This window comes from Kitasatospora sp. NBC_00240, from assembly GCF_026342405.1.
Lineage (GTDB): Bacteria > Actinomycetota > Actinomycetes > Streptomycetales > Streptomycetaceae > Kitasatospora.
Genome location: NZ_JAPEMU010000003.1, coordinates 186,647 through 213,051, shown reverse-complemented (window position 1 = coordinate 213,051; position 26,405 = coordinate 186,647). Strand labels below are relative to the sequence as shown.

Here is a 26,405-nt window from a genome sequence, read left to right as displayed (position 1 = left end):
TCATCGTGCGGCTTCGGTACTCCTTCCGCCTCTACCCGAACGGGTCTCAGCGTTCTGCGCCGACGCGTGCGTTCGGGTGTGCGCGGGTGGTGTACAACGACGCCTTGCGGGCTCGTGAGACCGCCCGTGCGGACGGGTTGCCGTTCCCGAGGACCGGTGACCTGTCGAAGGCGCTGATCACCGAGGCGAAGAAGACCCCCGATCGCGAATGGCCCGGGGAGTTGTCCGCCGTGGTCCTGCAGCAGTCGCTGCGGGACCTGGACACCGCGTACCGGAACTTCTTCGACGGGTTGAAGGGCAAGCGCCCGCGTACGGGCGCGCCCCGCTTCAAGAGCCGCAAGGACAATCGGCAGGCCGTCAGGTTCACCGCCAATGCCCGGTGGAAGATCACGTCGGGCGGTGACCTGTCGTTGCCGAAGGTCGGCGACGTGCGGGTGAAGTGGTCCCGCGTGCTGCCGTCGGAGCCGTCCACGGTGACCGTGGTCAAGGACGCCGCAGGGCGGTACTTCTGCTCGTTCGTGGTGGAGAGCGACCCGGACACCGACCTGACCCGCATGCCCGACACGGACGCGGTGGTCGGGATCGACCTGGGCCTGACGCACGTCGCGATCCTGTCCGACGGCACGAAGATCGACAGCCCGAAGTTCCTGCGCCGGGCCGAGAAGAAGTTGAAGCGCGCGCAGCAGTCCCTGAGCCGCAAGGCCAAGGGCAGCAACAACCGGGGTAAGGCCCGGCTCAAGGTCGCCGAGGCACACGCCAAGGTCGCCGACGCGCGGCGCGAGTTCCACCACCGGCTCTCGACGAGGGTGATCCGCGAAAACCAAGCGGTCGCCGTTGAGGACCTGGCGGTCAAGGGACTCGCCCGCACCAACTTGGCCAGGCCCGTCCACGATGCCGGATGGTCCGCGTTCGTCACCATGCTGGAGTACAAGGCCGCCCGGTACGGGCGCACCTTCCTGCGCATCGGCCGCTTCGAGCCGACCTCGCAGGTCTGCTCGAACTGCGGCGTCAAGGGCGGACCCAAGCCCTTGGACGTCCGCGTCCGGCAGTGCCAGGGATGCGGCGGCCGGCTCGACCGGGATGTCAACGCGGCGGTCAACGTCGCCAAGGCCGCAGGACTTGCGGTCTCAGCCTGTGGAGCGCAGGTAAGACCGGGACTCCTCCCGGCACCACGCAGTGAAGCAGGAACCCGCCTGAGCGCCGCGCCATCCGCGCGCAGCGTGGAGGGAATCACCGCACGTTAGGGCGGTGAGGAAGTCAACAGTGCCATGCTTCTGCCGGCAGATGCCGGGCTGCTGCGCTTCGGTGCGCCGGTCCTGCTCCTGGCACCGGCACCTTGGCGGCGCCGCCGGCAGGTGACGGTCGTGCCCACCGTCACCGCGCTCAAGATCGTCTGCGGTGCGGGCGTGCCGTTCTTCCTCGCCGCGATGGCGGGCGGCAAAAAAGCTCACCTCCGCCGCCTTCGTCGGCGCGCTGATACCCGGTACCGTCCCGCTGTTCGTGGCGGCGCTGATGGCCGCCAACGGAACCGGCACGCCCCGCGCCCTTCAGCACACCGGACTCGCCCTCAACACCGCCGGAGCGTTCGCTCTCGTGATGCCCCACCTGTTTCCGGTCGACGACTGCACACTTGGCTGGCTGCGGCCTGCTCCTGGTGGCGGGTGGCCCGTGGGCGCTCTGCACCATGGGCCTGCGCGAGACCCGACTCGACCCGATCGGCACGATCGGCCTACTGTGCGCACCGTCCTTCGCCCTGCTAACGCTGCTCGTCACCACCGGCGTACTGCCCATCAACCTCCTGCACGCCGCCCCCGGCGACCTCGCCCTGTTCGTCATTCTCCAGGGCCTCGGCGTCGGACTGTGTGCGGGGTCGCTCTACGCTCTCGCGATCCGCCGACCCGGAGCCGAGCGCTGCGCCGTGACTGGCAGCCTCAGCCCGGTCGCCGCCGCACTGAGCCCTTTCAGCTGCTCCTCGGCAAGGTGAGGCCGCGTCCGCCGTTGACGTCCACCTGGGCCAGCGAGATCACGGTCGAGCGTGCCGGCTGCCGCCTCGGCTCCGTCACCCGATCGGTGGCCGCTCTGAAAGAGCTCACTGCTTGTCGTGCCGCTGCTGGGCGAGACCGTGACCCCGGCCGTGATGGCCGGCGTCCCGCTCATCACCCGCGGCGTCGTGCTCGCTGGCCGGCGCCGCGCGCCGAAGGCGTCGACCGATGCCTGAACCCATGCGCACTGCTCTCGTGCCCACACCCACCGCCCTTGATTTCGTCTCATGCTGCCGCCCCTTCTCCCAATACCGTCTCTCCTCCAAGGTGTGCCCTGATGCTTGAGGTGCTTCCCCCCTCGCCGATCGACCCACTGTGGGCGGTGGCCGCCGAACTCGAGGTGGACTCGCGTGAGGGGCGCCTGAACCTGGTGCTCGGCGTGTACCGCGACGAGCACCGCCTCACACCGGTGATGTCGGCCGTCCGCGAGGCCGCACGCCTGCTGGCGGAGCGCGCGGCGGCGAAGGTGTACCGGGGCCTGTCCGGCAACCCGGCTTTCAACCACGCCATGACCGGGCTGATGCTCGGCGGCGACTCACCGACCGACCGTGCCACCGCGGTACAGACCGTCGCCGGCACCGGTGCTCTTCGCCTGGCTCCACCTAGCTCCAGCTCGCGGGGACAGGGCCGGGGGCGTACACCGGAGGCATGGACCGCTCCGACGGCACCGCGGGGACCGGTTCCGGCGACGTGCCGGAGCTGTGCGACGTGTGCGGGACGCTGGCCCCGGCGCGGGACCAGGCGGTCCTGCGGGTTCCGGACTCGTCCGCAGTGGCCGTGGACCAGCGTTTCGACGGCGAGCGGCTGCTGCGCGCGTGCGGTGAGCCGCACTTGGCGCAGCTCGCCGCGGCCTATCAGCGCCGCGTCTTCGTTCCCGAGGAACTATGGGCCGGGCAGATCACCCGGGCAGTACAGATGCTCGGCCCGCTGGAAGAGGAAGAAATGTACGAGCGGGTGGTGGCGATGACCGGTCTCGACGAGGAGCAGCTGATGCGGGCGCTCGCCTGGCAGGACAGCCGCGACCATCCGTCTGGTCCTGGCCCGGGGCGATGAGGGACCGGACGCCGATGTGGCGTGCCGGTCCGTGACCCGGGAGGTCCGGCTTGCGAGAGATCCATCCGAGCTGGCCGGCGTCGCTGCTGGCCGGTACCGCGGGATCATCGCGCACGGCATCCCGTCCGCGGCTGGTACAGCACGGTCGACCACCGAAGACGGGTCGAGGTCCCGGAGGTCGGACGTGCAGCGGCACTCGTCGGCCGTATTCCCTATGACCACGCGGCGACGGACGAATAGCCGCGCCGACCGGGAAGGCTGCCCCTGTCGGCGCCCGAACCTGGCGACCAACAACCCCGATGGCCAGGCAGGCCGATCCGCCCCGGTGCGAGAGTGGCTGGCGAGATCGTCGGGCGCTCAGAAGGCCCGCCCTCAGCCTGCTGCGGTCCCCACCGGGCAAGCGCCGTCCCTGGGACTCTCCGCAGTGGGCGGCCCAGTGATGGGCGCGGTGCTCTGCCTGGCGCTCTGGCACATGCTGGAAGCGTGCCAGTGCCGCGGCCACCATGGCTGATCGGGGTCGGCGGGTCTGTGCGGGGCGAGGGTCATCTCGCCGGTGTCCAGACCGCGCAGCGTGAGGGGGCCGCAGCCCCCCCGAGGCGTTGGCGGGGACGGCCTGCCGCTCGGCGAGCAGCCGCAGGCGCACCCCGCCGACATGCCCGATCTGCCCCTTGCCGTCCCCCGACATCGCCAAACCCCGCGCCCACTCGCTACCCTGCACGTGAAGGGTGCCCCCACCCCGCCGACGATCTGGCCCTAGACAGGCCCGGATCATCGCAGGTGGCAGGGCACCTTTCCCGTGCCGTGACAAACAGTGAGCCTTTTCAGCGTTGCTTCTCCAGGGTGAGGACGGCTTTGGCTGCTGACGTGAGGCGGTTGGGGCTGCAGCGGGCGTAGTGGAAGATGCGCCAGCGTTTGACGGTGGCGACGCCGCGTTCGACGGGGTACCGCAGTCGGGCGTGGGCCCGGTTGACTGACCTCTGCCCGGCGGTGAGCTCGCCGCGGGGTGGGCGTCTGGTCGGGACGGCGAACGTGCCGCCCGCGCCGGTGTAGGCCATGTCGGCCAGGGCGGGGATGCGGAGCCGGACGCAGGTCTTCACGATGCGGTGGCGACGGGCTGCGGTCAGGTCGTGGGTGCGGCCGGGCAGGGGCCGGGAGATCCACACGAGCCTTCCGTGAGGACCGGTGATGACCTGCAGGTTCACACCGTGGCGGCGGTGCTTGCCCGAGTAGTCGGCGCGGCCGTCGCCGACGCGGTCGCACTCGGCGAGGGTGCCGTCGACCAGGACGTACTCGGCGTCCGCCTCGCGCAGGGCCTGGGTCAGGCCGGGTGCCTGGCGGGCGAGGAGGTCGATGACCTGGTGGACATAGGCGTGGGCGGTGCCGACGCTGATCCGGAAGCCGGCAGCGATCTGCGCGAGGGTGTCGTGCTTGCGCGGGTACACCAGTGCGACCAGCGCGCGCTGTGAGGGGCGGAGCTTGCACCGGCGGTCACCCTCCCGGGTGACGATCAGCATGGTGACCCACTCAACGAGCGCGTGCGGCAGGTCCAGTGCGGCAGGATAGGTGACCACCAGGGCTCCCCGGTAGAAGAGTTGAGACGTCAGATGTCTCGCTCAACTACCTGGGAGCCCTGTCCGTTCTTCCCTCGTCCACGACCGCCCGGCCGTCACCCGATCGGTGGCCGCTCTGAAAAGGCTCAGTCACCGATCAACAGTGGCGTGATGAAGCACCGAGGTTGGTCAGCGGCCGCGGCGCTGGGGAGCCTGGGCTCGTTCGCGGTACGGGGAGCATGACGGTCTTGATTGGCCGTTAAGTCAGCGGTGTGGTGGCCGCCTGCTCGAAGATGGGGCCGCACCCCCGTCAGTCCCGAGAGTCGGCACACCGGGAGTGCGGCTGGCCATGCACGGGTGGTTGGTTCTTCAGGACGCTAGTCCAATTCCATATGGGCGGGGAGCCGGAATAGTTGTACACCCCTCCTTGGCGCCAGGACTTCGTCCGACGGCGAAGAAATAGGTATAGGTATAACCGGAGTATCCCCAGAAGTGCCCGTCGTCACCATACCGCCCGTCGCTGCAATTCAGGTTGAAATCATAGAAAGCGGCAGAGCCCATGTTTTCAGGGATTTTATATGAAATATTTCCGTTGCTGTACTGCTGGAGGCAGAGGTCATAGGTAGTACATGTCTTTTGGTCGACTGTCGCCGAAGCCGTTGGGGCAATCGTCAGGCTCCCTGCAATGAGAGCAGCGATTCCGATAGGATGCCTGCGAGACGCTCAATGGAACGCATGGCCATGGCCTCTCCTGATGATTCTGGTAGTTCGCGAACTAGGGACACCCTGTCAGCGCCTCCAGCTGGGGTGACGTACCGGGCCGACGTCTTAAACTGAGACTCATGAGCATCGGAAGCAGCCGCACCGTCTCAGTCGAGACTCGGCCTTCCGTGCCCCCGTCCGCGATCGGAATGCATTGGGTGAAAAACCGCCAGTGCCTTCTTGTCTTCGTCAATGCATCGGCCAAATAGATGAATTATCAGGGGTCTCGGGCTGCATGCCCATGGGCGCAGGATCAATTGCTACGGACGGAACACAACATGCCTTCCGGCTGCCGCCCTGGCCCCGGCCGGGCGGCACGTCGAGCTCTCCGGCAGGGCCGGGTACGTCGCCGCACTGACTTCACTGTGCCTGTCAACGGCCCTGCATGCCCTGCGGCTGGCCGCAACAGACGCACCAGTCCCGGACCTGGACCCCCATACGGGAGGGCCTCACGTCGCTGTACCAGACGTGTCGGTGCGAGTCCTGGGTTTGCGTGGCGATGCCGTCGTTCCGGTCTGCAACGCTGTCCGGTTGCACCCCAGGGAGGTCGGCTCGGAGGTGAGGCGCGGCCATGGACCCCGTTGTGCCCGTTGTGCGGGAGGTGGTGATGGTCACGGTGCCACTGCCTTGAGGAGTGGGTTACTGGGCCGGGGAGTCTCGAGGATCTGTCGGTTCGCGCACCATCTTGTGATTCTTCCGGGTGAGAAACATCCGCCATCTGGCGCGTTCCCTGCTTCTTGTGCCTGTGAAGCAGGAGGTCCGACGCAGGCGCCGCCGGTGCTGTAACGGCTGGTCGAGGGGCGTCCAGGTACCAAACGTCGGCGGAGACCTGATCCGAGGCGAGAACCCCCTCGCATCGGGCTTCGTTTATCTGGGCCTTCTCCTGGGCTTCCTCCTGGGCAGCCGTGGTGGGTGGCGGAGGTGCGGCATGCGTTGCGGCCGGTGTGGGGTCCGGTCGCGGCGGCGTTCGGCCTCCCCGCGGCACAGGGCGGTGCAGTAGACCTGACGGACGGTCCTCTCCGCCGATAGCTGGGTGTCGCAGACCGGACAGGCGCGGGTGCCCGTCATGTTGTCGAGTCCGTGCAGCCGAGAATTGGGCCTGTTACCGCTTGGACCGCTCGGTCATCATGGCGCGATGAGAACCGTGGGGATTGACTTGGCGGCCGGGTTGGCGACGACGGCCGCTTCCGTGATCAAGTGGACCGAAGAGGGCGCGGTGTTATTCGCCCCTCGCCTGAAGTGCACGGACAAGGACCTCCTGTGCCTGCTGCAGGAGCTTGGTGAGGACGACCGTGCCGGTATCGACTGCCCCTTCGGTTGGCCGACCGAGTTCGTACGGGCCATGGCCGCACACGGCGGGCACCAGCCGTGGCCGGGACGAGGTCAGGGCAGTGCCGAGTACCGGGCGAGGCTTCGGCTGCGCCACACCGACCTGGTCGTCTGGGAGGCGCTCAGGCCGGGGCACCCACCTCTGTCAGTGTCGTTCGACAAACTCGGCGCGGCCGCGTCCCGGTGGGCGCACCTCGCGGACGCACTCGCCGCCCGAGGCCGGCGTGTGGACCGCACCGGATCCGGGAACATCGCCGAGGTCTATCCCAGAGCCGCCCGCGTTCGCTGGGGTCTCGACGCTCAACGCTCCATGGCGGACCTCCTCGCGGCCGCGCCCTGGCTGCACTGCGAGGATCCTGTGCGCGATGCCTACGACCGGAACGAGCACGCCTTCGACGCGTTGATCGCCAGCCTGAACGTCCGCGCGGCATACAAGGGCCTGACAGGCCTGCCGCCGGCCGAGCATGCCGATTTCGCAGCCCTTGAGGGCTGGATCCACCTGCCTGAGATCGGCAGCCTCACCAAGCTCCCGTAGACCCAGGTTCGACAGACCGGACTCGGGGGGGCCTCTATGTGCTTCGTCAAGGACGTGGTGCCGGTTTTGGTGCTGTTTGGGGTGGTCATGCGGCGAGGGTGACGGCTGGGGTTCGGGACTCGTAGAGGGTGCCGTCTCGGAGCATGGCGAACAGGACGCTGATGCGTTGGCGGGCGAGGCGGAGGAGTGCCTGGGTGTGGGTCTTTCCGCGGGCTCGTTGCCGGTCGTAGTAGGTGCGGGAGGCGGGGTCGGCGTTCATGCAGGCGAAGGCCGAGAGGAACATGGCGCGTTTGAGCTGCCGGTTTCCTCCTCGGGGTGCGTGTTCTCCGTGGATGGAGGTGCCCGAGGACTTGGTCGTGGGCGCGAGGCCGGCGTATGAGGCGAGGTGGGCGGCGGTGGGGAAGCTGGTGCCGTCGCCGACGGTGACCAGCAGGACGGCGGCGGTCCTGACGCCGACGCCGGGCATCGAGGTCAGGACCGGGTGAAGGGTGGGCCTCCAGCAGGGTGTTGATCTGGGCTTCCAGGGCCCGGCGCTGTTCCTGGACGGCCGCGAGCGATCGGGCCAGGGACGGGACAACCACGTCGAGTGTGCCGGTGCCGGGGACGACGACGGTCTGTTCGTCGAGGGCGTCGAAGACGTCGTCGATCAATGAGCTCTTTCAGAGCGGCCACCGATCGGGTGACGGAGCCGAGGCGGCAGCCGGCACGCCCGACCGCGATCCCGCTGGTCCGGGTGGCCGTCAACGGCGGATGCGGCTCCACCCTGCCGAGCAGCAGCTGAAAGGGCTCAATCGCTGGGCCATGCGCGGGGCTTTGGGGCGGATCAGTTCGACCAGTCTGCGGCGTCCGGCTTTTCTCAGGGCGGCCGGGGATCCGTGGCGCTCCAGGAGCCAGGTGACGGCCTGATGGTCGAGCCGTGGTCCGAGCACGCGCTCCAGTGACGGGTGGAACTGGGTGAGCAGGCCGCGTATCCGGTTGGAGGTGCGGGTGGCCTCGGCGGCGAGGTCCTGGTCGAACCCGGTCAGGACGGTGAGCTCGGCGGTGATCTCGTCGGTGAGTTCCAGCGAGCGCAGGGTGTGCGGCATGGTGCGGGCCGCGTCCGCGATCACGGCGGCGTCCTTGGCGTCGGTCTTCGCCTCGCCGGGGTAGAGATCGGCGATTCGCCGCATGGCGAGGCCGGGAAGGTAGGCGACTTGGCAGCCGGCGTCGCGGGCGACGGTCAGCGGCAGCGCGCCGATGGAGGCGGGCTGGTCCACGATCACCAGGACGGTGCCGAACTTCGCGGTCAGTTTCTCGAGGACGGCCCGCAGTTTCGGCTCGCTGTTGGGCAGCGGTTTGTCGAAGACCTTCTTGCCTGCGGGGGTCAGGCCGTGGCCGTGGTGAGCGGTCTTGCCGACGTCCGGGCCGAGGAACACGCCCACGTCTTCGGTGTTGAACATCGCACCCTTCCAGGGGAGTCGGACGGGCCGGCCTTGGTGGTGGTGTCGTACGCGCGCATCCACGTTATGCAGACCTGTCGCCCGCGGGCCGTCCGGCATTGCGCCGGACCGGGCGGTGGCCGGACCTCTCATCAGCGTTTCCGACGGCACCTCCCGGGCCCGGTGACACCACCCCCCCCAGGTCATCTCTTCGACAGGGGGACACAGTCATGCCGGGCCCGGAGGCCAGCGGCCCTCTTGCAGGACCGCGAAAAACATAACGGGGGGGTGCGGTCGTGACCGCGATGCCGGTCCGTCGTTGAAAGTTGTGTACGCCCACGGCGCACACTCATTCCGTCCTGCGGTGCCGCACTTCCCCCGGTCGGTATCCGCAGGACGGTGCCGCATGTGCCCCTCGACGGTCCGAGGGCATGCGCCGTCTACCCCTGATCCCGGCGGGTCTGTACACCTGTGGTGCTGATGCCCTGCCGCTCCTGCGGGCCTGGCAGTCGCCGGCATACCAAGGGCTGGATGGACATCGCGACGCACCTACTCCGCCGCCGGGGCCGGGCCGTAGGCTGGAGTAAGGCAGGGGGTACCACGCGGCCGTCGGGCGAGGTCGCCGCGCGAACCGTAGGGAGAGGGTCCCGAGGTTCGCTCGCCCAGGCCCGGCGGGCGCCACGATTCCGGTCGCTCGCCGGACCCGGGTCCCGTCTCCTGTGTTGCCGCTCCTACCTGCTGGGCCTTCCACCGTCCGACCTCCAATATTCACGAGTGGCTCGCGGCTGCTCGGTGACGGTCTCGTGCAGGGGCCTAAGCTCACCTTGCGGAACCAGCAGTCGACGGCTTCGGCGAGCTCGGCCCTTGCAGGTCCACCCGGTCCATCGGGAGCCCGAGGGGATCTCGATGTAGGTGCGGGCCGACTCGATCTCTTCGGGCTCAGGACGGTCTCGGACATGGGGGATCCCGCGGCGGAACGGGAACCACGGCGGAATCGGAGTCCCTCACGGCCTCAGGACCCAGAGCGATTCGGAGCGGAGATCGGCGGCGGAATGTACAGCCGTAGGAAGCCACCGACAGGAGCCCGGGTGTCAGCGAGGAGAACCTCGCTGACCCCGAGACCCGTTCACGCCAGCCCGGGGCCGGTAAGAAGCAGGTCCGCTGCGCCGCATGGGAGACGACACGGTTCAGCCTCGCGGTGTCGATCGGGCTGGGTCCGGAGATTCAGCCCTTGTGGGCCCGCGCGCTTGGGCCTGTCATGCCGTGAGAGGGGTGGCTAGGGTTCGCAGCAAGGGAAGTACTGGTCAACTTCCCCAGACATGGGACAGCGGATCCGGGCGCCGCCGAAGAGGCGGCAACCGTCGAAGCCGGCGGTGGCAGGCTCTATGTCACGTGTTGCTGGTGAGGCATTCTTGCCCCACCGTGGCGCACCCCTCGGGCGTCAACGGTGCTGTGCCGTCCCACACCCCCTCGGTGGCGGCGCAGCACCGTGCCAGTCCGATATCCGGCAGCTGGGCCCTGGGGAGCCCATCCGGTCGGCGCGTTGACAAGGTCGAGGGTCGTGGGCGCACCCTCCCCACGACACGGAGCCAGGCATCGGTCGTGCCGCCCGGCCGCATCGAAGACAGCTGCCTTCGGTCGCCGTTGTGACGTTGACCCCGGTCGCCGACAGGGACAGAACTTGACTTCCTCACCGCACTTTAGGGCGGTGAGGAAGTCAAACCAGCCCGGGGCTGCCGATCCGCATCCCCCGGCGTCACCGGGCCGACGCCTCGCGAGGCCCCGCACCTGGCCCGCGGCAGCCCCACAGCACCGCCGAAGCCCGACGCGACCATCCCACCAGGCGAGAGGCTCCTCCCCGGCTGGACGCGCACCGCCGCCCGTCGCTGCTCCACTCCGTCCCACGCCGGGGAGGCCACTGTTCGACCAAGGTCTCCCGGGGCCCGTGCTGATCTCACCGTGCCATCGCCGGGCGGGGTGCGTGGGCGACCCGCCAGGATTCGAGAGCACCATGCCCAAGCACCAGTCCACCCGGGCCAAGCGCGCCCGTCTGGCCCGCAAGAGCGACCCCGCAACCCCGTACACCGCCCTGCTGCGCGCCGAACAACCCGCCGACGACGCCCCGCACGCGCAGTTGGTCCTACGTCTCGCGGTCACCGCGCCGCGCACCCCCCCAGGAACGCAAGGACAGTGCGGCCACCGTCGCCGATGCCCTGGCACACCTCACGGACGACGCCGGCGACCCGTACTGCGCAACCGATCAGGGCGCCCCGCCCCTCATACGGGCATCGACACCCAGACGGAGGCAAGAGCCCGGTCGATGACCGCACACAACGCGGCAGGTCAGCTTCGACGTCGCCCACGACGGTGCTCGGCGCGGTTGTGGCGACGGCACCCACGGCGAGCAGGGCCAGCTGCTCCGCGCCGGTCAGGTCCGGGACGCCCCCGGTGCCGGCAGCGCCCAGGACCACGTAGGCATCCAGGCGATAGCGCAGCCCGCAGCTCACCTCGCCGCTCCCGCCCGGCACGATCTCGCGACCCAGCACCCGCCGCACCGCCCCGGCGAACATCTCCAACACCCGCCGGTGCGCACCGTCGCTCTGCCGCACCGCCAGCGCCTCGACCCATGTGGCAGCCCGCTCCCCGACTGCGCCAGCCTCGGCCAGCACCTCGCGCACCGCCCGGCCCACCTCGCCCCCGTTGTTGTCGCGCACCGCCATGGAGGCGGGGAGGCAGGTCACGTCGGTCATGCCCGATGCAACCACGGTTGCACCCTGCCGGTTACGGGACGCGCCGTCCCCTGCCAGGCCGCTCACCAGGCGCCGCTGGCGGGGCAGACCTCAGCCAGAAGCTCCAGCAGGTAGTCCGTCACCAGCCCTGAATCCCCGGTCAGCCCCCAGCTGTAAACAGCGGTGTGCAGTTGCGCATCGACTCTCTGCAGGACGTACGCGTCCACCAGGGCGCCGGAGCCCTCACGCCTGCGGGTCAGGACCTGCAGGGGCCGGCCCTCCTCCTCGGCCAGGGCCTCGATATCCTCGATGTCCGGGCGGTCCCGGAGTTGGTACGCCCAGCGTTCGTATGCCGACTATTCTTCTCCCTCCCGGCGCAACCGATCTGCCGTTCTGGACACACCGTCTGAGATCCGAGAGCGCCCCGGCCGTCCGCCGCGCCGCCGGTGTCCTGCGGCTGGCGGCCGGTAGCGTCTGCGGCAGGCGCCCGCCGGCAGCCGAGACGCACGCCTTGGGCCATCACCCGGCGGGCGCCGCTGCCGTCCCGCGGTCACTCGCGCGGGGCTGACCCGTTGGCCGGGTGATGGGGTTAGTGGGTGGTGCTGGCGGAGGTGCGCAGGCGGGGGAGTGCGTCGCGCAGGGCGTAGAGGTCGTCGATCGTGGCTTGTTCGGCGAGGCGGGCCAGCAGGCGGCGCAGGACGTGGTCGTCGCGGTATTGGACGGCTTCGGCGATGCCGCGCAGCGCCGTTTCGAGTTCGGGTCCGACGCTCATCGTCTCTCCTGTTCCGGCGGGGTGGTCGGGGGCTTGTTCGGGTGGGCGTATGCCCGTCGCGGCTGGGGGCAAGCGCGGGCCGCCGGGAGGGGAGAGATGGTGAGGCCCTCCCTTCGGCGCTGAGGTGATCGCGGGGTCAGCGGTCGTCGAGCCCCGGCATGGGGCGGCGGCTCTGGCGGTCGCCGGCCCCCTGGTGGGTGGTGGTCTCGCGGTCGCGGTCGCGGGCGGGGGAGGCGGCGCGCGGTCGTGCCGGGCGCGCAGCCAGGTCCGGGGGCGAGGCCAGAGTCACGTCGATTGCTCTCGCATTTCATGTTCCACCGTGGTGATTCGCGCCCGCACTCGATCATCCGTAGCGAGCTCGGTCGGCAAGTCCGTCCTCTCGCAGGGCCTGGCCAGCACCAGTTGGTCAACAGTCAGGGACAGCGCCCTCTTTAGCTGCGTGCCGTCCAAGTGGGCGCCGTCCAGGAGGGTGCCCTCCAGATGAGCCCCGTCCAGATGAGCCACTTGCAGATGGGCATCGTCCAGATGAGCCCCGTCCAGACGGGCGCCGTCCAGGTGGGCTGAGATCAGGATCGCCCCCTCCAGGTGGGCTTTGCCCAGGTCCGCCCTCTCCAGGTGGATCTCGACCATGTTCGCCTCCTCCAGATGAGCCCCGTCCAGAATTGCCTCCTCCAGGTGGGCATGGACCAGTGTTGCCTTCTCCAGGTGGGCCCCGCTCAGGTTTGCCCCCTCCAGAAAGGCGTTTCCCAGGCGGGCTCCGGGCAGTTCCGCGCCACGTAGATCAGTTCGGGCGAGGTTGATCCAGAACGGCTCATCGTCGTTCTCCGGCCGCCGGCCGAGCACGGTCAGAGCCGCCTGAACCGGTTCGGGTAGACGAGGCGCACCTGCTGGGACTCCACCCTCGTGCAACTGCCTGTGCAGCCACCACCGGTGCAGCGGCCCAGTCAGTCGCTCGGAGCGGCGGCGCAGCCAGTCCTGAGCGGACGGTTGCGTGGCGGGAGCGTGCGCGCGGACGAACGCGGCGAGGACCTCCACGACGGTGGCGTGGTCCCTCTTCGAGTCGCGCATGATCCGCTCCAGGGCATAGATGCCACCGAGCTGTTCCATAGGCTTGTCTGAGGCGATCTGGCTGATGGCCCTGAGGTACCGGTCGGTGACCTGCCCCTCCCGAACCTGGTGCAGAGTCCGGCGGGTGAACACCAGACCAACCGCGGCCACGCCGGCGGCGGCCATCGCGAGCAGAGCGGTCCGCACCCCCGTCACGGTGGTGGCCTGGGCCGGTGTCAAGGAATCTTTCAGGTAGTGGTCGTCGATCCACCACGGGACTTGCCAAATGGCTGCGCCGACCGCCCCGATTGCGACGATCGGCGCCAGGACATACCAGAAGGCAACCCAGCCTCGGCGGTCGTACCAGCTGATGTTCTCGTTGTCCGCCACAGAGTGTTGCCTACCCGGGCGGGGGAGTGCCCCCGCGCGCTGCACCGAAGGAGCACCTGTACGGAGCCCGGGCGCGCTCGGGTGCCAGCCGGCACGGTCAAGAGCGGCAGCTCACGTGGCAGGCTAAGAAGTCATCTCATTTGGGCTTGTTGGCTACTGGTGTGACGCACTTCATCGAGAAGCGCGGCACCGAGAGCAGCAGCTACCGCGGCCGGCTCTGACACATCACCGCAACGGTCCCGTCCGCCGCACGGCGGACGGGACCTTCGGCCGTCACGGCAACGCTCGCCAACGACGACCAGGGCGACGAACACCCGCCACCGGTGGGGCTGGCCCGCCACTCAGCGGGCCGACCAGACCGGGCACCCCGGGGCGTGCCGCGTCCACACGATCACGCCACCACCCTCACGCACCTCACGGCTGCGCACGACCGCACAGCAGCCCCCAGAGGCCACCACGCTCACCCCGGTCCCGGCGTCGCCGCCCACTCCCGGCGGGGCCGTACGGGCCGGCGCAGGAGCCGGTACCGGCCGTCCCGGGCGATCCTCCGGCACGGCGCGGCGCCCCACCAGATCGATGGACAGACCCAGGAGCCGGGCACGACTACGACGACGGTTACGACGCTCAGACATGCCGAACACCCTGCCCGCTCCCGCCCGCTCCACCGCCCCGCTGCGCCCGCGACACGCCGCCCCGGCCCCATCGGGCACCCGGGTCGGTGAACGACACCCCCCCATCCCCCATGGGAGCTTCCCCGTCGCGCCGTACGGTGGTCGTGTCCACCCGACCCGACCGACTCCGTACATCGAAGGGAAGCGTGTGACCATCGGGCCCCCCTTCACCGCGACCGTCCGCGACACCCCCATCGGCCCGGTCGTCGAGGCCGCTGGCGAACTCGACCTCGCCGGTGCCCCGATCCTGCACACCGCGATCCATCGCGCCCTCGCCAGCCGCCCGGCGTCCCCGAAGCTGGTGATCGACCTTGCGGCCGTCACCTTCTGCGACTCCACCGGCATCGACGCCCTGCTGCTCGCCCGGACCGAGGCCGGCCGCCAAGGCGTGACCCTCCACCTGGCCCACCCCACCCACGCCGTGGCCAGGGTGTTGGAGATCACCGGAACCGACCGGATGATCCCCGTCGACCGACCCCACCGTGCCGGCTGACCCACCAGTCGGTTGGGAGGATCGGTCGGCCGTGGAGGGCGGGGCGTTAGCCGGTCCGGTGCGGCTACGTCATGGCGTCGGCGTTCCAGGGATGCTGGCCGCGCGTGCCGATCGCCTGCCACCTGCGTGTTCTCCGGGGGCAACCTGCTGTGGGTGCGGTGGAGTGGGTGACTGTGGCGCAGGCTGATGGGTGGCCCGATCGGCGAGGGTGTGCGGCGGGCCCCGGCGGGGCGAGTCGTATGCTGGAGGGTTACCCGACCGGAACCGCTCGCCAGGGGGTGCTGTCCATGGCTCGTTCCCGAGACCTTCGAACGCTCACCGACACCGTGGAGCCGGTGGCCGGGATGATGCCGGTGCCGGTGGCGCGCAGGGCGATCGTGGTGGTGGCCTCCTACGCCCGCGACGCGGACGATTGCCGCCGACTCCTGCGGGCCCTGGGCCTGATACCCGAGGAGGAACAGGTGGGGGAGGAGCAGCGGGCGGCGGCGAGCCGTGCCTGCGTGGGCTGCGGGCGTCCCTTCGACCATCCCGGTGTCAGGCGACGAGACCGGTTCTGCTCCGTCGGCTGTTACCGCAGCGGCAACCTCACGGCCCGATGACGCCGTCACTCGGAACCGCAGAAGCGACGGCACCTTCGCGCCCGTGACCGCGATGGCGCCGGGTCGTTGGAAGCGGTGTACGCCTACCCCGGCGCACACTCATCCCGTCCTGCGGATGCCGCCATCCCCCGTGGCGCATCCGCAGGGCGGTGCCGGACCCGGTGCCTCTACGACCCGGGCGCCTTCGCGGGCAGCAAGCTCGCCCCCGGCTCGAACGCCACTGACGCCGGGCAGGGAGCCGCCGAGGGCCGACCCCGCGACCTCGCGGGATCGGCCGACAGTACCCGTGGGGGCGGCATCAGGTGTCGCTCTCCCCGCCCGATGTCCGGTCGGCGCGTTCTCCGGAGCGTGCTACCTGTCCGGGATCACGCGCCGCCGGCCGTAGGTCAGGCCGTGGCCTTCGCCATGGTCTGTGCCATGGCTCGACAGGAAGCCGCGCAGGCGCGACACGCCTCGGCGCACTTCTTGAGCACGTCGTCGCCCGGCATGCTCATACAGGCCTCGGCGCACATCTCGCAGGCTCGGGCGGTCATGGCGCACATGTCGGGGGTCATCGCGGACATGCGCATGGCCATCTGCGCGCACATGCGGGTCGTCTCCGCGCAGTCCATGAGCGCGCGCATGAGCTTGGAGTCGGCGTAGGCACCGCCCTGCTCCAGGCAGTAGCTCATCGTCTCCTCGCAGCGGGTGTAGCAGGCCAGGCACGCCTCGATGCCCTTGTGCATCTCCGGGCTCAGTTCCATCGACTTCATGGCGCACTCCTTCTTTCGAACCTCGCGGGGCGATTTGCCCAAAATGAGACTATTGGGCGGTGCGACTAATGCCCCGACCCCACGCCCAGCCACAGCGCCCGCGCACCGCGGGGGCACAAGATCGCCCTCCGGAACCCGTTGTGCTGCTGGGCATCGTCGGCGGCGTGGCGTGCGGCGCCGCCGCGGCGGTGGCTGGCCTGTTCATCTTGCTGGCCGCCGTGAAGTTCGACCCCAGCAAGGCCAAGGGCTTGGATGAGACGCTGCGCTGGTTCGCGGACACACCCGGGCCCGTGCTGCTGATCGCCGCACGATCGGCTTCCTGCTGTTCGGCCTCTACTCCTTCTGCGAAGCCCGCTGGCACAAAACTCCTGAACAATCAGACCCGCCCACGCGATGACGACAGGTGTGCCGGCAGAGCAACCGACCTCGTTCCGGGCACGGGAGTACACACCCGGGGCCCGCCCGCGCAACACCGAGAGCGCGCCGATCCACAATCCTCCGAAAGGGGCCCCGACCCCGATCCGCCACCGCTGCGGCCGGCCCACCGAAGCCCGGTCGGCCGCTCGCCGCGCCGTTGACACAGCGACGGCATCGATCGTGGTACTCAACATCCATGCCGATGAAGCCCCGCGATCCCGAGGGCCGCTCGTCCCTGTTCGGGCGGCTGCGTCGCAGGGTCGGCCGTTCGCCGGCCGGGCGCGGATGGAGGCGGGGCAGCGCTCTCGAACTGTGGCAGCGGTCGCTGGGCTTTGCGGCGCTCGGGTTCCTCACCCTCGTGCCGCTGCTGATCGTGATCTCGGCGGCCGATCCGGCGAACGGGCAGGGTTTCGCCCAGTGGCTGGGTGACGGGCTCGGCGTGTCGGCGCCTTCCAGGAGGAAGGTCGAGCAGCTGATCGCACTGCCCGGCCAGACACTGCGGACCACGACGGTGTTCAGCCTCGCCGCCCTCGCCGTCTTCGGCCTGTCCTTCGGAGCGGCGGTGCAGACCACCTACGAGAAGATCTGGGGCCTGCCACCGGCCCGCTGGTGGGCCAGGTGGCGGCACATCGTGTGGCTCGCCAGCCTCATCGGGCTCCTCCTCCTGTTCGCCGCCACCCCCCTGTGGCGGCAGACCCCGGCCGGCGGCGTCGCCTCGGTGCTGAGCGCCGTCCTGTTCCTCTGGTGGTCGCAGCGGATGCTGCTCGGCGGACGGGTCCACTGGAGCGCCCTGCTGCCCGGCGCCGTGGCGACGACGGTCGGCCTGCTCGGCCTGAGGGTCTTCTCCCGGCTCGTCTTCTCGCCACTGATCGCCACCAACACCCTCGCCTACGGGCCGATCGGGACCGTCCTGGTCATCCAGTCCTGGCTGGTCGGCGTCGGCGCCATGGTGTACGGCGGCGCGATGGTCGGCCGTCTGATCCACGACGAATATCCCCGCGTGGCAGGTGCACTGAGGCGACGAAGGTGAGGCCTGGACCATGCATCCGGCATCTCCACCCGGTATGACGCCAGCTCACCATTCGCATTCTCACTACGACGTACTTCCTCGCTGGCACCGCCACGGGGGAGCGGCTGTTCCACGCGCCCCCACCCTCGCGCACCTCACGCTGCGCACGACCGCACAGCAGCCCCCCGGAGCCACCGGACGCCCTCCCAGCCCTCCCAGCCCCGACGGCGCCGCCCATCCCCGGCGGCCCCGACGGCGCAGCAGGACCCGGCGCCGACCGTGCCGGACGAACCTCCGCCGCGGCCCCCGCCGCCAGCAGATCGACCGGCAGACCCAGGACCCGGGCACGACTACGACGACGACTGCGACGCTCAGACATGCCGAACCCCCTGCCTGCCCCGCCCGCCGCCACCGGCCCCATCGGGCACCCGGGCACCCGGGCACCCCAGCCCCCGCCGCACCGACTGACCCACCGGCAGCTGTGTCAGAAGCCGCACCAGGGATGGATTGTCCGGTGGATCGGCGGTGTCGGTATCGCCCGGTGGTCGCCCCTACCGGCGGCCACCGGAAGACGGAGGGGCAGTAGTGACTACAGGGAACGGTTGGCGCAAATGGGGAAGCGGGCGGCGATTGCACTGGCTCCGGTGGGGCTGGCCGGCGTGGTGTTCGTGCTGCTGTGGCGCGGGCCGTGGCTCTTGGACAACGTGGAGTTCTCCCGGACGGACAGAAAGCTCGACGCCCCGCAGTCGACGGTGGTGTCCGGCTTCCGTACCGCTCTTGTCGTCGCGGCGGCCGGGATCGGCGGCCTGTTCTTCACAGCGAAGACACTCCGAACCACCCAGGCGACGCTCGCGCACACCCGGGGCAAGGACCGGGCCCAGGAGGAGCTGACCAGGCCCAGGGAGGGACAGGTCACCGAGCGGTATGTGAAGGCGGTTGGCCTGCTGACCGATGAGGATTCTGCAACCGCGCAGTTAGCCGGCGTCTACGCTCTCCAGCGGATCATGCGGGACTCCGAGAAGGACCACGACACCATCGTCCAGCTTCTCGCGGGCTTCGTCCGCGAGCGTTCCCCCTGGGCAAGCAGCGCGGGCACGCCTCGGGTAAAGGCACCGAGCGACATACAGGCCGCCCTGACCCTACTGGCGACCCGCCCTGACCGACCAGAGGTCGATCGGATCGATCTCAGTCCGGTCATCGGAGAGGGCGAGGGACTCGGCGGCATGGCGCCGTACCCAGAGGGCGTCGCCGCGAAGCAGCAGGAAGGTGCCCGGCCGCCCTGTTCGGCCTCGGTGGTGCCCGCCCGCATCCCCGGTGGGAGCATTTTCGTCTCCCAGTAGCGGTGTGGGCGTTGAGCTTGGACGTCAGCCGCTCGGCGCCCATCGTGCCCCGGTTTACCTCCACGAACGCTCGCAGCCGCACCGTGCCCTCGCGGCCTTCGGCGAAGCGGTGGGTGATCTCCGGGATGAAGTCGAACGGCCCGTACCCGTCCTCGTGGGCCCGGGCGTCGGCTTCCACGTCCACTGCCGCTGGGCCGCCGGCGGCGATGCACTCGGCGACCGCATCGACCAAGCTGCCGTTGCTACCAGCTATGACGGCGCGGACTGGCTCCACCTCATCGGCTGCCGCTCCAGCGGGCCGCATCGGGGCCGCATCAAGATCATGGCCGACCTGTTGTGCCCGATCGAAGCGGACGTGCACAACGGCCGCTGGGCGCCCGAGGAGAAGCCCGTCGAGGTCCGGCGGATCATCACCGTCGTGCTGGAGCTGGGTGGTCGGGCCGAGAGTGGCACCGTACCCGGCGGTGCGCCTGCTCGGACCGCTGGACGAGGAGGAGCTGTACGAGCGGGTGGTCGCAATGACCGGCCTGGACGAAGAGCAGCTGATGCGGGCCGTCGCCTGGGAGGACAGCCACGGCCACCCCTCGGGCGGATGAAGGCGCGCTGCGCCGCGCAGGAACCATCAGGGGGCGGTCCGCCGGCCGTGCGGGCGATGGTCACTGATCGTGTCCGAGGTGGGTTGCCGGGTGCCGGGTTGCCGGGCGCGGGTTCGGGGGGATCGGTACAACACGACATGTGGGTCGGTGGGCGGGGCAGGCCTACCGCGCCGCTGCCTTGCAGACCTGATCGCCGCCCGCCGGCTACGCGCCACCGCCCGCCGCACCCGCGCTCTCGCGTAGCCGACGCTGGCTCCTGGCAGGGGGTCGGTCAGGGGTTGCGGGGGTGCTTGAGCAGGGTGGACGGCCCGAGGCCGAAGAAGTACTCGAACGTGCAGTCCCCCCGCTGCGTCGACCGGTCGGGTGCCAGGTCCCGACAGCTTGAAAAAAGAGTCGTAGGCTGGAGGGTCAACCGACCGAGGGTGATCGCCAGGGGGTGTTGTCCATGGCCCGATCCCGTGACCTACAGACGCTCATCGACACCGTGGAGCCGGTGGCAGGCGAGATGCTGCAGGTGCCAGGCCCAGTGGCGCGCAAGGCGCTTTCGGTGGTGGCCTCCTACGCCCACGACGCGGACGACTGCCGCCGACTTCTGCAGGCCCTGGGCCTGATACCCGAGGACAAGCAGGTGGGGGAGCAGCAGGTGACGGCGAGCCGACCTGGGGGAGGGGCTTCGACCGTCCCGGCGTCAGGTGTCGGGGCCGCTTCTGCTTCGACCGCTGCTGGCGCACCGGAATCCCCACGGCCGGATGGCCCCGTCGCTGTTCGAGACCGGCATCTTCGTCCGTAACTGTCGTGTGCTCGGTCGTTGGAGGCCGTGTACGCCTGACTGTGATGTTCGTGATTGTGCCGCTGGCGGCCGTCAGTCGGGCCCGGGCCGAGAGCATGGGCACATCGACCACATGTTCGCCCGCTGTGGCGGTGCTCTGCCGGAGCAGGCTTTGGCCCGCGCCGGCGGCGTCAGCAGGTCACTGACGGCGCCTGCAGTGAACGATGTCACCCGGCCAAGGGATTGGGGCCACTGATCGTGATGAGAGGCAGTTGGATGGTGCTTGTGGGCCCCCACTGCAGACCCAGCTCTGCCTTGAGTCCGATCTCACCGCCGACGCCGTAGGACTTGCCTCCGATCGTGACACCTACATGTACATGGCCGCCGATCTCGCCCGCCGACACGCCGACTTCGGCGCCACCTCCGTCCAGGCCAATTCCGGCAGAGCCGCGGGCAGCAGGCCTCGATCTTCCGCTCCCCTCCACAGGAGAACTAGACATTGATAGGCCTGCCATCGTGGCCGGGTGGCAGGAATTTGACCTTTTCCACAACTTCCTCGGGATTTCCGGGAGGCACCTGTCACACAAGTCGGGCCGCTTTGCTCCACATGCTCAGGAATGGTTCCGCACCGGCGGCAGCTCAACCTGACATGTCGGCCCTTTTTGGGTGAGAAGCCGCATATGGACCGCAATATGCGAATAGTCGAGGCTGGCCGCGCCGAGCAGCGCGGCGCCTTCTCCCTGCGCGGTGTGGTCAAGCGTGCTCACTGGGTTCGACCCCTCGCGGGGTCGCCGCCGCCGCTCACTCATCTGCCCACCCCTTACGGCTTCAACACGTCGAATCGCCAGGGAAGGGCTGCTGAGAGCCTGGCGGCGCCTGCCGTCCGGCCGGGCCGGCCGCGTCCGCTGGAGCCCCGGAACGTACGGCGTCGCCTGGGTCCTGTACACGCCATGGAGCCTGCGCCCGGCAGTTCTCTTCCACCCCGTACCGACGCCTCGCTGGTCCCCGAGGCGCCCGCCCCGTCTCCCATGGCCCGAACCGAACGCCCGCCGCGAACCCAGCCCGCAACGAACCTACGCGTCCGGGGACAGAGTCGCCGTCATGGGAACGCCGCGGTGAGGCCGTACCGGCCACGGGTGGGATAACCGGTCGGCCGTGGAGCCCCCGGCATTCGCCGGTCTGGTCTGGTGCAGTTCAGCGACGTCATGGCGTCCAGCGAATTCCAGGGACGCTGCCTGCGGGGATGTTCCTTCCCCGGATGCGTCAGACCCGTTCCCGCGGGAGGAGACCGAAGCTGTAGCCGTCGTCGTCCACGACCGCCCAGGCCTCCAGGCCGCAGGTCCGCATGGCGGCCTGGGCGGTATTGGCGGGCATGTCCACGTGCGCGAACGGGCCGCGGCCGTGGACGATGTCGTTCACCCGCGGCCGACGGTCCTCGGAGCGCGGTGGGCGGCGGGCGGGCTGTTCTCGTTGCCGTCCAGGGCGGGTGCAGCCGGCAGGGACAGTGCTTGTAATGGTCGGTATCCCGTCCCCGGGTGGGCGACGGGCCAAGACACCGCCGCCTCCGGCCCTGTGGAATCAGCCGCTCGAGATGGCGGAACAGGCCCAGAGTTAGGGCTGGGGGCTCAGGACGTTCTGCCTCATAGGGGCCTAAATTGTATATCGACATCCCGTCGGGCTGTAGTCTCGGGCCGAAAATCGCTGTCGGAAAATTGATCCGAGAGCATTGACCGCTGTCGGTCATGGCGCGGAGGTACTTCGTCCAGCGCTGTCACCCGATGACTTCGGTGCTGAGATTTCACTTTGGCTACGACTACAACTTCCCCGGTGAATACATGAGTCTTCTCGATAAGTGCGCTTCATTTACTCGGCATGCCGAGCTGAAGAACCTCGGACTGTATGCGTACTATACGGCCTTCGAGGCCCACGGCGGTCCCACGGTCCAGCTGGATGGCGCCGAGTACCTGATGTGCGGGTCAAACAGCTATCTCGGGCTCTCTGTGGATCCACGGGTCCGCCTGGCTGCCCGGACCGCCATCGACGACTACGGCACGTCATTCACCGGGAGCCGGCTCCTCAACGGCAGTTCGAAGCTGATCGAGGAACTTGAGAGCGAACTCGCCGACTTCTTCGGCAAGCCAGCCGCCCTGGTGGTGGGTACCGGCTACCAGACCAACCTGGCGGCGGTCGGTACGCTCCTCCAGAGGGGGGTGGGCGACCCCAAGCGCATCGCCCTGGTGGACCAGCAAGCCCATGCGTCGCTCATCGACGGGATCCGCCTCAGCCGCTCGGCGGACGCGGCGCTGCGCTGGTTTCGCCACAACGACGCCGAGGACCTGGACCGCAAGCTCGCTTCCTGCCCGGCGGACTCGGAAACCCTCGTCATCGTCGACGGCGTCTACTCGATGGAGGGCGACATCTGCGTCCTGCCCGACATCGTCGAGGTCTGCAAGCGGTATGACACCACGCTCCTGGTGGACGACTCACACGGCGCCGCTGTCCTCGCCGACGGCCGCGGCACCCCTGCCCACTTCGGGCTGACGGACGACGTCGACCTGATGACGATCAGCTTCGGCAAGGGAATCGGGTCCTCCGGAGGCGTGATACTCGGCAGCGACAGCCTCATCCAGTACCTGCGCCACCACGCCAGGGGGGTCATCTTTTCCTCCGGCCTGGGCCCGGCCGACGCGGCTGCGGCCCTGGAGATCGTCAGAATCATGCGTGAGGAGACCTGGCGGCCCAAGCGCGTCCTGGAGACCGCCGACGGAATCCGACGAGCCCTGTCCGCCATCGGCTACGACACCGGGGTCAGCAGTTCCCCGATCGTCCCGGTGATGATGCCTGGTGACGCCGAGGTGTTCACCACCTGGCGCCGGCTGATGGACCTCGGCGTCTACACCAATGCCGTGATCTCCCCTGCCGCGTCGCCGCGCCTGCGCACCAGTTGGATGGCCACCCACGAGGACGAGCACGTGGCCCGGGCGGTCGCCGCTTTCGAAGCCGTTCGCCCCTGCCGCTGACAACGGGTTGGGTGGGTGAGCCGGCCGGGCCGCGCGCCCCGGCCGACTCACCCGAGGCTGCGTAGCGCGGAGACCTTCCGGTCGAAGTGGCGGTTGAGCACAGGCACCAGCAGGCTCCCCAGCCGAGCCAGCGCCCAGGTCGACCTGTCCGGACAGATGGTGAACGTCCGACGGTCGATACCGCTGACGATAGCGGCGGCAACCACCTCGGCCCCGATCGGCCCGACCGTGCCGCTGACCGCATTGGTCTCCGCCGGCCTGCTCAGGACTTCCTCGGCCAGCATGGGCGTGTCCACGTCCGGCGGGAACACCACACCGACATGGACACCGTACGGGGTGAGTTCGGCGCGCACCGATTCCATCAGTCCCCGCACCGCGAACTTTGCCGGGCCGTACGCGCTGTACCCGAAGACACCGAGCAGGCCCGCGGCCGACGAAACCGCCACCACGCTTCCCCGCCGCCGCTGGACCATGCCGGGCGCCACCTCGCGCACCGCGTACAGCGTGCCGAAGTAGTTGACCTCCATCATCTGCCGGAAGGCCTCCTCCGGAAGGTCCAAAAAATATCCCGGCCGGGTAGCTCCGGCACAAGTGATCAGCACGTCACAGGGCCCGTGATGCGCCACCAACCCGGCCACCGCCGCCCCCAGGGCAGCACGGTCCGCAACATCGGCCCGGGCCACAGCCACACTCGCGCCACACCCCCGCAATTCGGCGGCAGCAACGTCCAGACCACTGCCGCCCCGGGCGATCAGGGACAATCTTGCGCCGCGTCCGGCCAGCAGCCGGGCCGTCGCGAGGCCGATTCCGCTGGAGCCACCGGTAATGATCACGTGCGACGACGCCAGGTCCACCAGCGAACATCGTTCGGCCCGCCCGATACCGCGTCCCATCCGCATCCCGGCCTCCTGGCTGTGCCGCCTCGAACCACGTCGCCCACTGGCCTGGAGGCGGCTCAACTGGACGTCAGCGCCAAAAACCACGGTAACGCCTTCCGCCGTCCTGGGTGCTGCATGACTGCGGTGTTGCTGCCGATGCGGCGGGGGCCAGGGCGATACCTCCTGCAGCCAGGGCGAGGGCAGCAGCGGCAGTGCCGGCAATTCGCTTCAGGGAATGCAAGGGGGTCTCCTCAAGGAGTCGGCCTCGCGCGACGGCGCCGAGGCGAGGGCCAAGACTCTCAGCAGATGAGGGACCGTCAAGGCCGCAGTGGGATAATTAGGCCCGCTGGCTCCGCCGGATTGGGGCGGGCGGCCCAATCAGCCGGCAAGGGATAGGCCCGTGAGGTCGCCAGGAGCGCCAGAGGGAGTGCCGCTGCCCGTCGGGTGAGGGACCGTCAAGGCCGGAATGGGACAATTACAGTAGGTGGGCCCAGCGCCCAGCCGGGGCGGGGTGTGCCACCTACCTTAGAAGGCTGGACCAGCCAGGGCTCACACCCGCCGAGCCGGAAGGCCGCCACCCACAAGGGTGACGAACCGTCCAGTGCTCTACCGGACCCGAGTGCGGACACCGACGTCAGAGCGAATTGAGGTTGGAAGGCGGACCTTAGCTGAGGCTAGTGGCCGGCCTTCGTGCTGGGACGCGGCGAGAGAAGGAAGCCAGCCCCCGACAGGACGCCCGATGCGCGGCGGGCGAGTGTGGCTGCTTCCCGCGAATGCGCAGCCGCCTCCGCATCGTCGTGATGGTACTGCGGGCTCAGTCTCACCTCCTTCGAGGAGCCGAAACCTTCCCATGCCACATCCATCCAGTAATGGACCCCCGCAGGCCGGACAAGGGGCGGCACTCAGACGGTAGCCAGCGGTCCAGCGGGAGTTGTGGAGAGCGGCCACAGTCGGAGTGGGAACGCTGGCCAGCTCCAAGACCCGCAGCGCGTTGGCCTGCTGGACCGACTCCCGAGGCCCTGCCAGGATCGCCTCCATGCTCGCCCCCAGCCCCGACTGCCCCGCGTCCCCAGCCACCCCCTTCAGTTCCTCGGGCTGACGTGATCCCGAACCGGACATCATTCGACTACGCCGAGGTCCTGGGATGCGAGATACGGAGAGAACTGGCTATCTGGCGGATGTCTATACAGATGCTGGCGTCGACTCTAATACCACCGCGTCGGCTTCGCAGCGGAACTACAAATTAGGGGTGAAACGGGCCAAGCCTGGCCCACCAGGTCGGCTACGAACAGCACCGAGCTCTTTACTCTTAAGGGAACGTACCACTGCTGGCCGCCCCTTGGGGGCGATCAGTGGCACGTGAAAACATCAGCACCCGTTCCGTCCCTCAGGGAGTTCAGCAGCCGACTGGAATCGAGAGGATACGCAAGATGAATGGAAACCGACTGTCCCGTACAGCGAGATCTGCGGCCATCGCGGGCACAACCCTAAGCCTATTGGTCGGCGGAGCCACGCTGGCTTCGCCTGCCCAGGCTGCTGGAGGGTTCACCCAGCAGGAACTCCAAGACATCTGCTCCAACAATCTCGGCGCCCTCAACGCCCATCTGCATGCGGAAGGCGCAGCCCCCGGCCTGCCCGGCGATCCTCAGAAGCTGCTCGATTTCGCCGAAAAACTCATCAAGAACCACAGCTGCACGTTCGAGGAAACGAGCTTCCCGTCGGGGAAATACACTGTATGGAACTACGTTGGGGACACTCTGAAGAACTGTTCCCCCGGGGCGACTGCGGCAATCACCAATCAAATAGGATCCACGACCACCAAGTTCGCCAGCTGGACGGTCGGTGGCGGGGCAGAATTCTCCATCAAGGCGCTCTTCTTCGACATTGGATTCCAGGCGAGCAGAACCTGGGGTACGCAGTTCACTGCGGAAAACCGCTTCACTGTAAGCGTCAACCCCGGACGCCAGGTACGCGCAACGGTGGGCACGCAGCATCAGAATTTCCACGGCCGACTGCGGGTAAACTTCGGTGACCGCCAACGCGGCCACTACATCTGGTACCTCAACGGCGTGACGATGGTCGCCCCAACCGGAAATGCCCAGGCCACTCAGAGGGGCATGGTTGAGTCCGCGTGCGGCAGAGCGCTGCCGCCCGCCAGCCAGTCGGACCCCAATAGGCGGGTCTTCCTGCTTGGATCCGTTTAGTATTCCAGTGCGACTTCGTGAATGCAGTGC

The 26,405-nt window shown here is 69.0% G+C and carries 21 protein-coding genes and 1 pseudogene; 12 read left to right on the top strand and 10 right to left on the bottom strand.

Translation table 11 applies throughout. The features are described 5' to 3' along the window. The first annotated feature begins 5 nt into the window (after positions 1 to 5). The 3 genes from OG689_RS42585 to OG689_RS42575 all read left to right on the top strand — a co-directional run bounded on the left by OG689_RS42585 (position 6) and on the right by OG689_RS42575 (position 3,095). Entirely contained in the window at positions 6 to 1,244 is a 1,239-nt protein-coding gene (locus OG689_RS42585; RefSeq protein WP_266328901.1) for an RNA-guided endonuclease TnpB family protein, read from the top strand. A 386-nt stretch (positions 1,245 to 1,630) separates the two neighbouring features. Further along, positions 1,631 to 1,984: a hypothetical protein gene (locus OG689_RS42580; protein WP_266328739.1), complete on the top strand. Its 354-nt coding sequence runs from the start codon at positions 1,631 to 1,633 to the stop codon at positions 1,982 to 1,984. 706 nt (positions 1,985 to 2,690) lie between these two features. Continuing rightward, a complete protein-coding gene (locus OG689_RS42575; RefSeq protein WP_266328737.1) occupies positions 2,691 to 3,095 on the top strand; it encodes a hypothetical protein in 405 nt (134 codons plus the stop codon). A gap of 821 nt (positions 3,096 to 3,916) precedes the next feature. Here the strand turns inward: OG689_RS42575 and OG689_RS42570 are convergent. Next, positions 3,917 to 4,666 (bottom strand): transposase, encoded by a 750-nt coding sequence (locus OG689_RS42570; protein ID WP_266328054.1) that lies wholly within the window; start codon positions 4,664 to 4,666, stop codon positions 3,917 to 3,919. Between the two features lie 1,876 nt (positions 4,667 to 6,542). On the opposite strand from OG689_RS42570, the gene OG689_RS42565 reads away from it, so the two are divergent. Further along, positions 6,543 to 7,271: a DUF429 domain-containing protein gene (locus OG689_RS42565; RefSeq protein WP_266328735.1), complete on the top strand. Its 729-nt coding sequence runs from the start codon at positions 6,543 to 6,545 to the stop codon at positions 7,269 to 7,271. An 85-nt stretch (positions 7,272 to 7,356) separates the two neighbouring features. Here OG689_RS42565 and OG689_RS42560 read toward each other — a convergent pair. The 5 genes and pseudogenes from OG689_RS42560 to OG689_RS42540 form a co-directional block, all read right to left on the bottom strand. Then, positions 7,357 to 8,710: pseudogene (locus OG689_RS42560) on the bottom strand (IS110 family transposase). Positions 8,711 to 10,842: 2,132 nt separating this feature from the next. After that, positions 10,843 to 11,439: a hypothetical protein gene (locus tag OG689_RS42555; protein ID WP_266328734.1), complete on the bottom strand. Its 597-nt coding sequence runs from the start codon at positions 11,437 to 11,439 to the stop codon at positions 10,843 to 10,845. A gap of 62 nt (positions 11,440 to 11,501) precedes the next feature. Beyond that, positions 11,502 to 11,645 (bottom strand): hypothetical protein, encoded by a 144-nt coding sequence (locus OG689_RS42550; RefSeq protein WP_266328732.1) that lies wholly within the window; start codon positions 11,643 to 11,645, stop codon positions 11,502 to 11,504. 362 nt (positions 11,646 to 12,007) lie between these two features. Beyond that, the gene (locus OG689_RS42545; RefSeq protein WP_266328730.1) at positions 12,008 to 12,190 is read right to left on the bottom strand and encodes a hypothetical protein; all 183 of its coding nucleotides are present in this window, start codon (positions 12,188 to 12,190) and stop codon (positions 12,008 to 12,010) included. Between the two features lie 285 nt (positions 12,191 to 12,475). After that, positions 12,476 to 13,627 (bottom strand): pentapeptide repeat-containing protein, encoded by a 1,152-nt coding sequence (locus OG689_RS42540; protein ID WP_266328728.1) that lies wholly within the window; start codon positions 13,625 to 13,627, stop codon positions 12,476 to 12,478. 819 nt (positions 13,628 to 14,446) lie between these two features. Between OG689_RS42540 and OG689_RS42535 the strand changes: the two genes are divergently transcribed. Further along, the gene (locus OG689_RS42535) at positions 14,447 to 14,791 is read left to right on the top strand and encodes an STAS domain-containing protein (protein ID WP_266328726.1); all 345 of its coding nucleotides are present in this window, start codon (positions 14,447 to 14,449) and stop codon (positions 14,789 to 14,791) included. A 287-nt stretch (positions 14,792 to 15,078) separates the two neighbouring features. Beyond that, entirely contained in the window at positions 15,079 to 15,390 is a 312-nt protein-coding gene (locus OG689_RS42530; protein ID WP_266328724.1) for a hypothetical protein, read from the top strand. Between the two features lie 386 nt (positions 15,391 to 15,776). Here the strand turns inward: OG689_RS42530 and OG689_RS42525 are convergent, their stop codons facing one another. After that, complete coding sequence (locus tag OG689_RS42525) at positions 15,777 to 16,142, bottom strand: four-helix bundle copper-binding protein (protein WP_266328722.1); 366 nt, start codon at positions 16,140 to 16,142, stop codon at positions 15,777 to 15,779. Between the two features lie 140 nt (positions 16,143 to 16,282). Between OG689_RS42525 and OG689_RS42520 the strand changes: the two genes are divergently transcribed. From OG689_RS42520 to OG689_RS42505, 4 genes are all read left to right on the top strand, one after another. Continuing rightward, on the top strand, positions 16,283 to 16,720 hold the full coding sequence (locus OG689_RS42520) for a DUF1206 domain-containing protein (RefSeq protein WP_266328721.1): 438 nt from the start codon (positions 16,283 to 16,285) through the stop codon (positions 16,718 to 16,720). Positions 16,721 to 16,755: 35 nt separating this feature from the next. Further along, complete coding sequence (locus OG689_RS42515) at positions 16,756 to 17,589, top strand: YhjD/YihY/BrkB family envelope integrity protein (RefSeq protein WP_266328720.1); 834 nt, start codon at positions 16,756 to 16,758, stop codon at positions 17,587 to 17,589. A gap of 590 nt (positions 17,590 to 18,179) precedes the next feature. Then, the gene (locus OG689_RS42510; protein ID WP_266328719.1) at positions 18,180 to 18,908 is read left to right on the top strand and encodes a hypothetical protein; all 729 of its coding nucleotides are present in this window, start codon (positions 18,180 to 18,182) and stop codon (positions 18,906 to 18,908) included. A 446-nt stretch (positions 18,909 to 19,354) separates the two neighbouring features. Next, the gene (locus tag OG689_RS42505; RefSeq protein WP_266328717.1) at positions 19,355 to 19,504 is read left to right on the top strand and encodes a hypothetical protein; all 150 of its coding nucleotides are present in this window, start codon (positions 19,355 to 19,357) and stop codon (positions 19,502 to 19,504) included. 1,380 nt (positions 19,505 to 20,884) lie between these two features. Here the strand turns inward: OG689_RS42505 and OG689_RS42500 are convergent. Both OG689_RS42500 and OG689_RS42495 read right to left on the bottom strand, forming a co-directional pair. Then, positions 20,885 to 21,040, bottom strand: coding sequence for a hypothetical protein (locus OG689_RS42500; RefSeq protein WP_266328715.1), 156 nt, complete (start codon positions 21,038 to 21,040; stop codon positions 20,885 to 20,887). A 496-nt stretch (positions 21,041 to 21,536) separates the two neighbouring features. Beyond that, positions 21,537 to 21,692, bottom strand: coding sequence for a hypothetical protein (locus OG689_RS42495; protein ID WP_266328713.1), 156 nt, complete (start codon positions 21,690 to 21,692; stop codon positions 21,537 to 21,539). Positions 21,693 to 22,051: 359 nt separating this feature from the next. Between OG689_RS42495 and OG689_RS42490 the strand changes: the two genes are divergently transcribed. After that, on the top strand, positions 22,052 to 23,293 hold the full coding sequence (locus OG689_RS42490; RefSeq protein ID WP_266328711.1) for a pyridoxal phosphate-dependent aminotransferase family protein: 1,242 nt from the start codon (positions 22,052 to 22,054) through the stop codon (positions 23,291 to 23,293). A 47-nt stretch (positions 23,294 to 23,340) separates the two neighbouring features. Here the strand turns inward: OG689_RS42490 and OG689_RS42485 are convergent, their stop codons facing one another. Next, a complete protein-coding gene (locus OG689_RS42485; RefSeq protein WP_266328709.1) occupies positions 23,341 to 24,192 on the bottom strand; it encodes an SDR family oxidoreductase in 852 nt (283 codons plus the stop codon). Between the two features lie 1,409 nt (positions 24,193 to 25,601). Between OG689_RS42485 and OG689_RS42480 the strand changes: the two genes are divergently transcribed. Next, positions 25,602 to 26,375 (top strand): hypothetical protein, encoded by a 774-nt coding sequence (locus OG689_RS42480; protein WP_266328707.1) that lies wholly within the window; start codon positions 25,602 to 25,604, stop codon positions 26,373 to 26,375. Positions 26,376 to 26,405 lie beyond the last annotated feature (30 nt).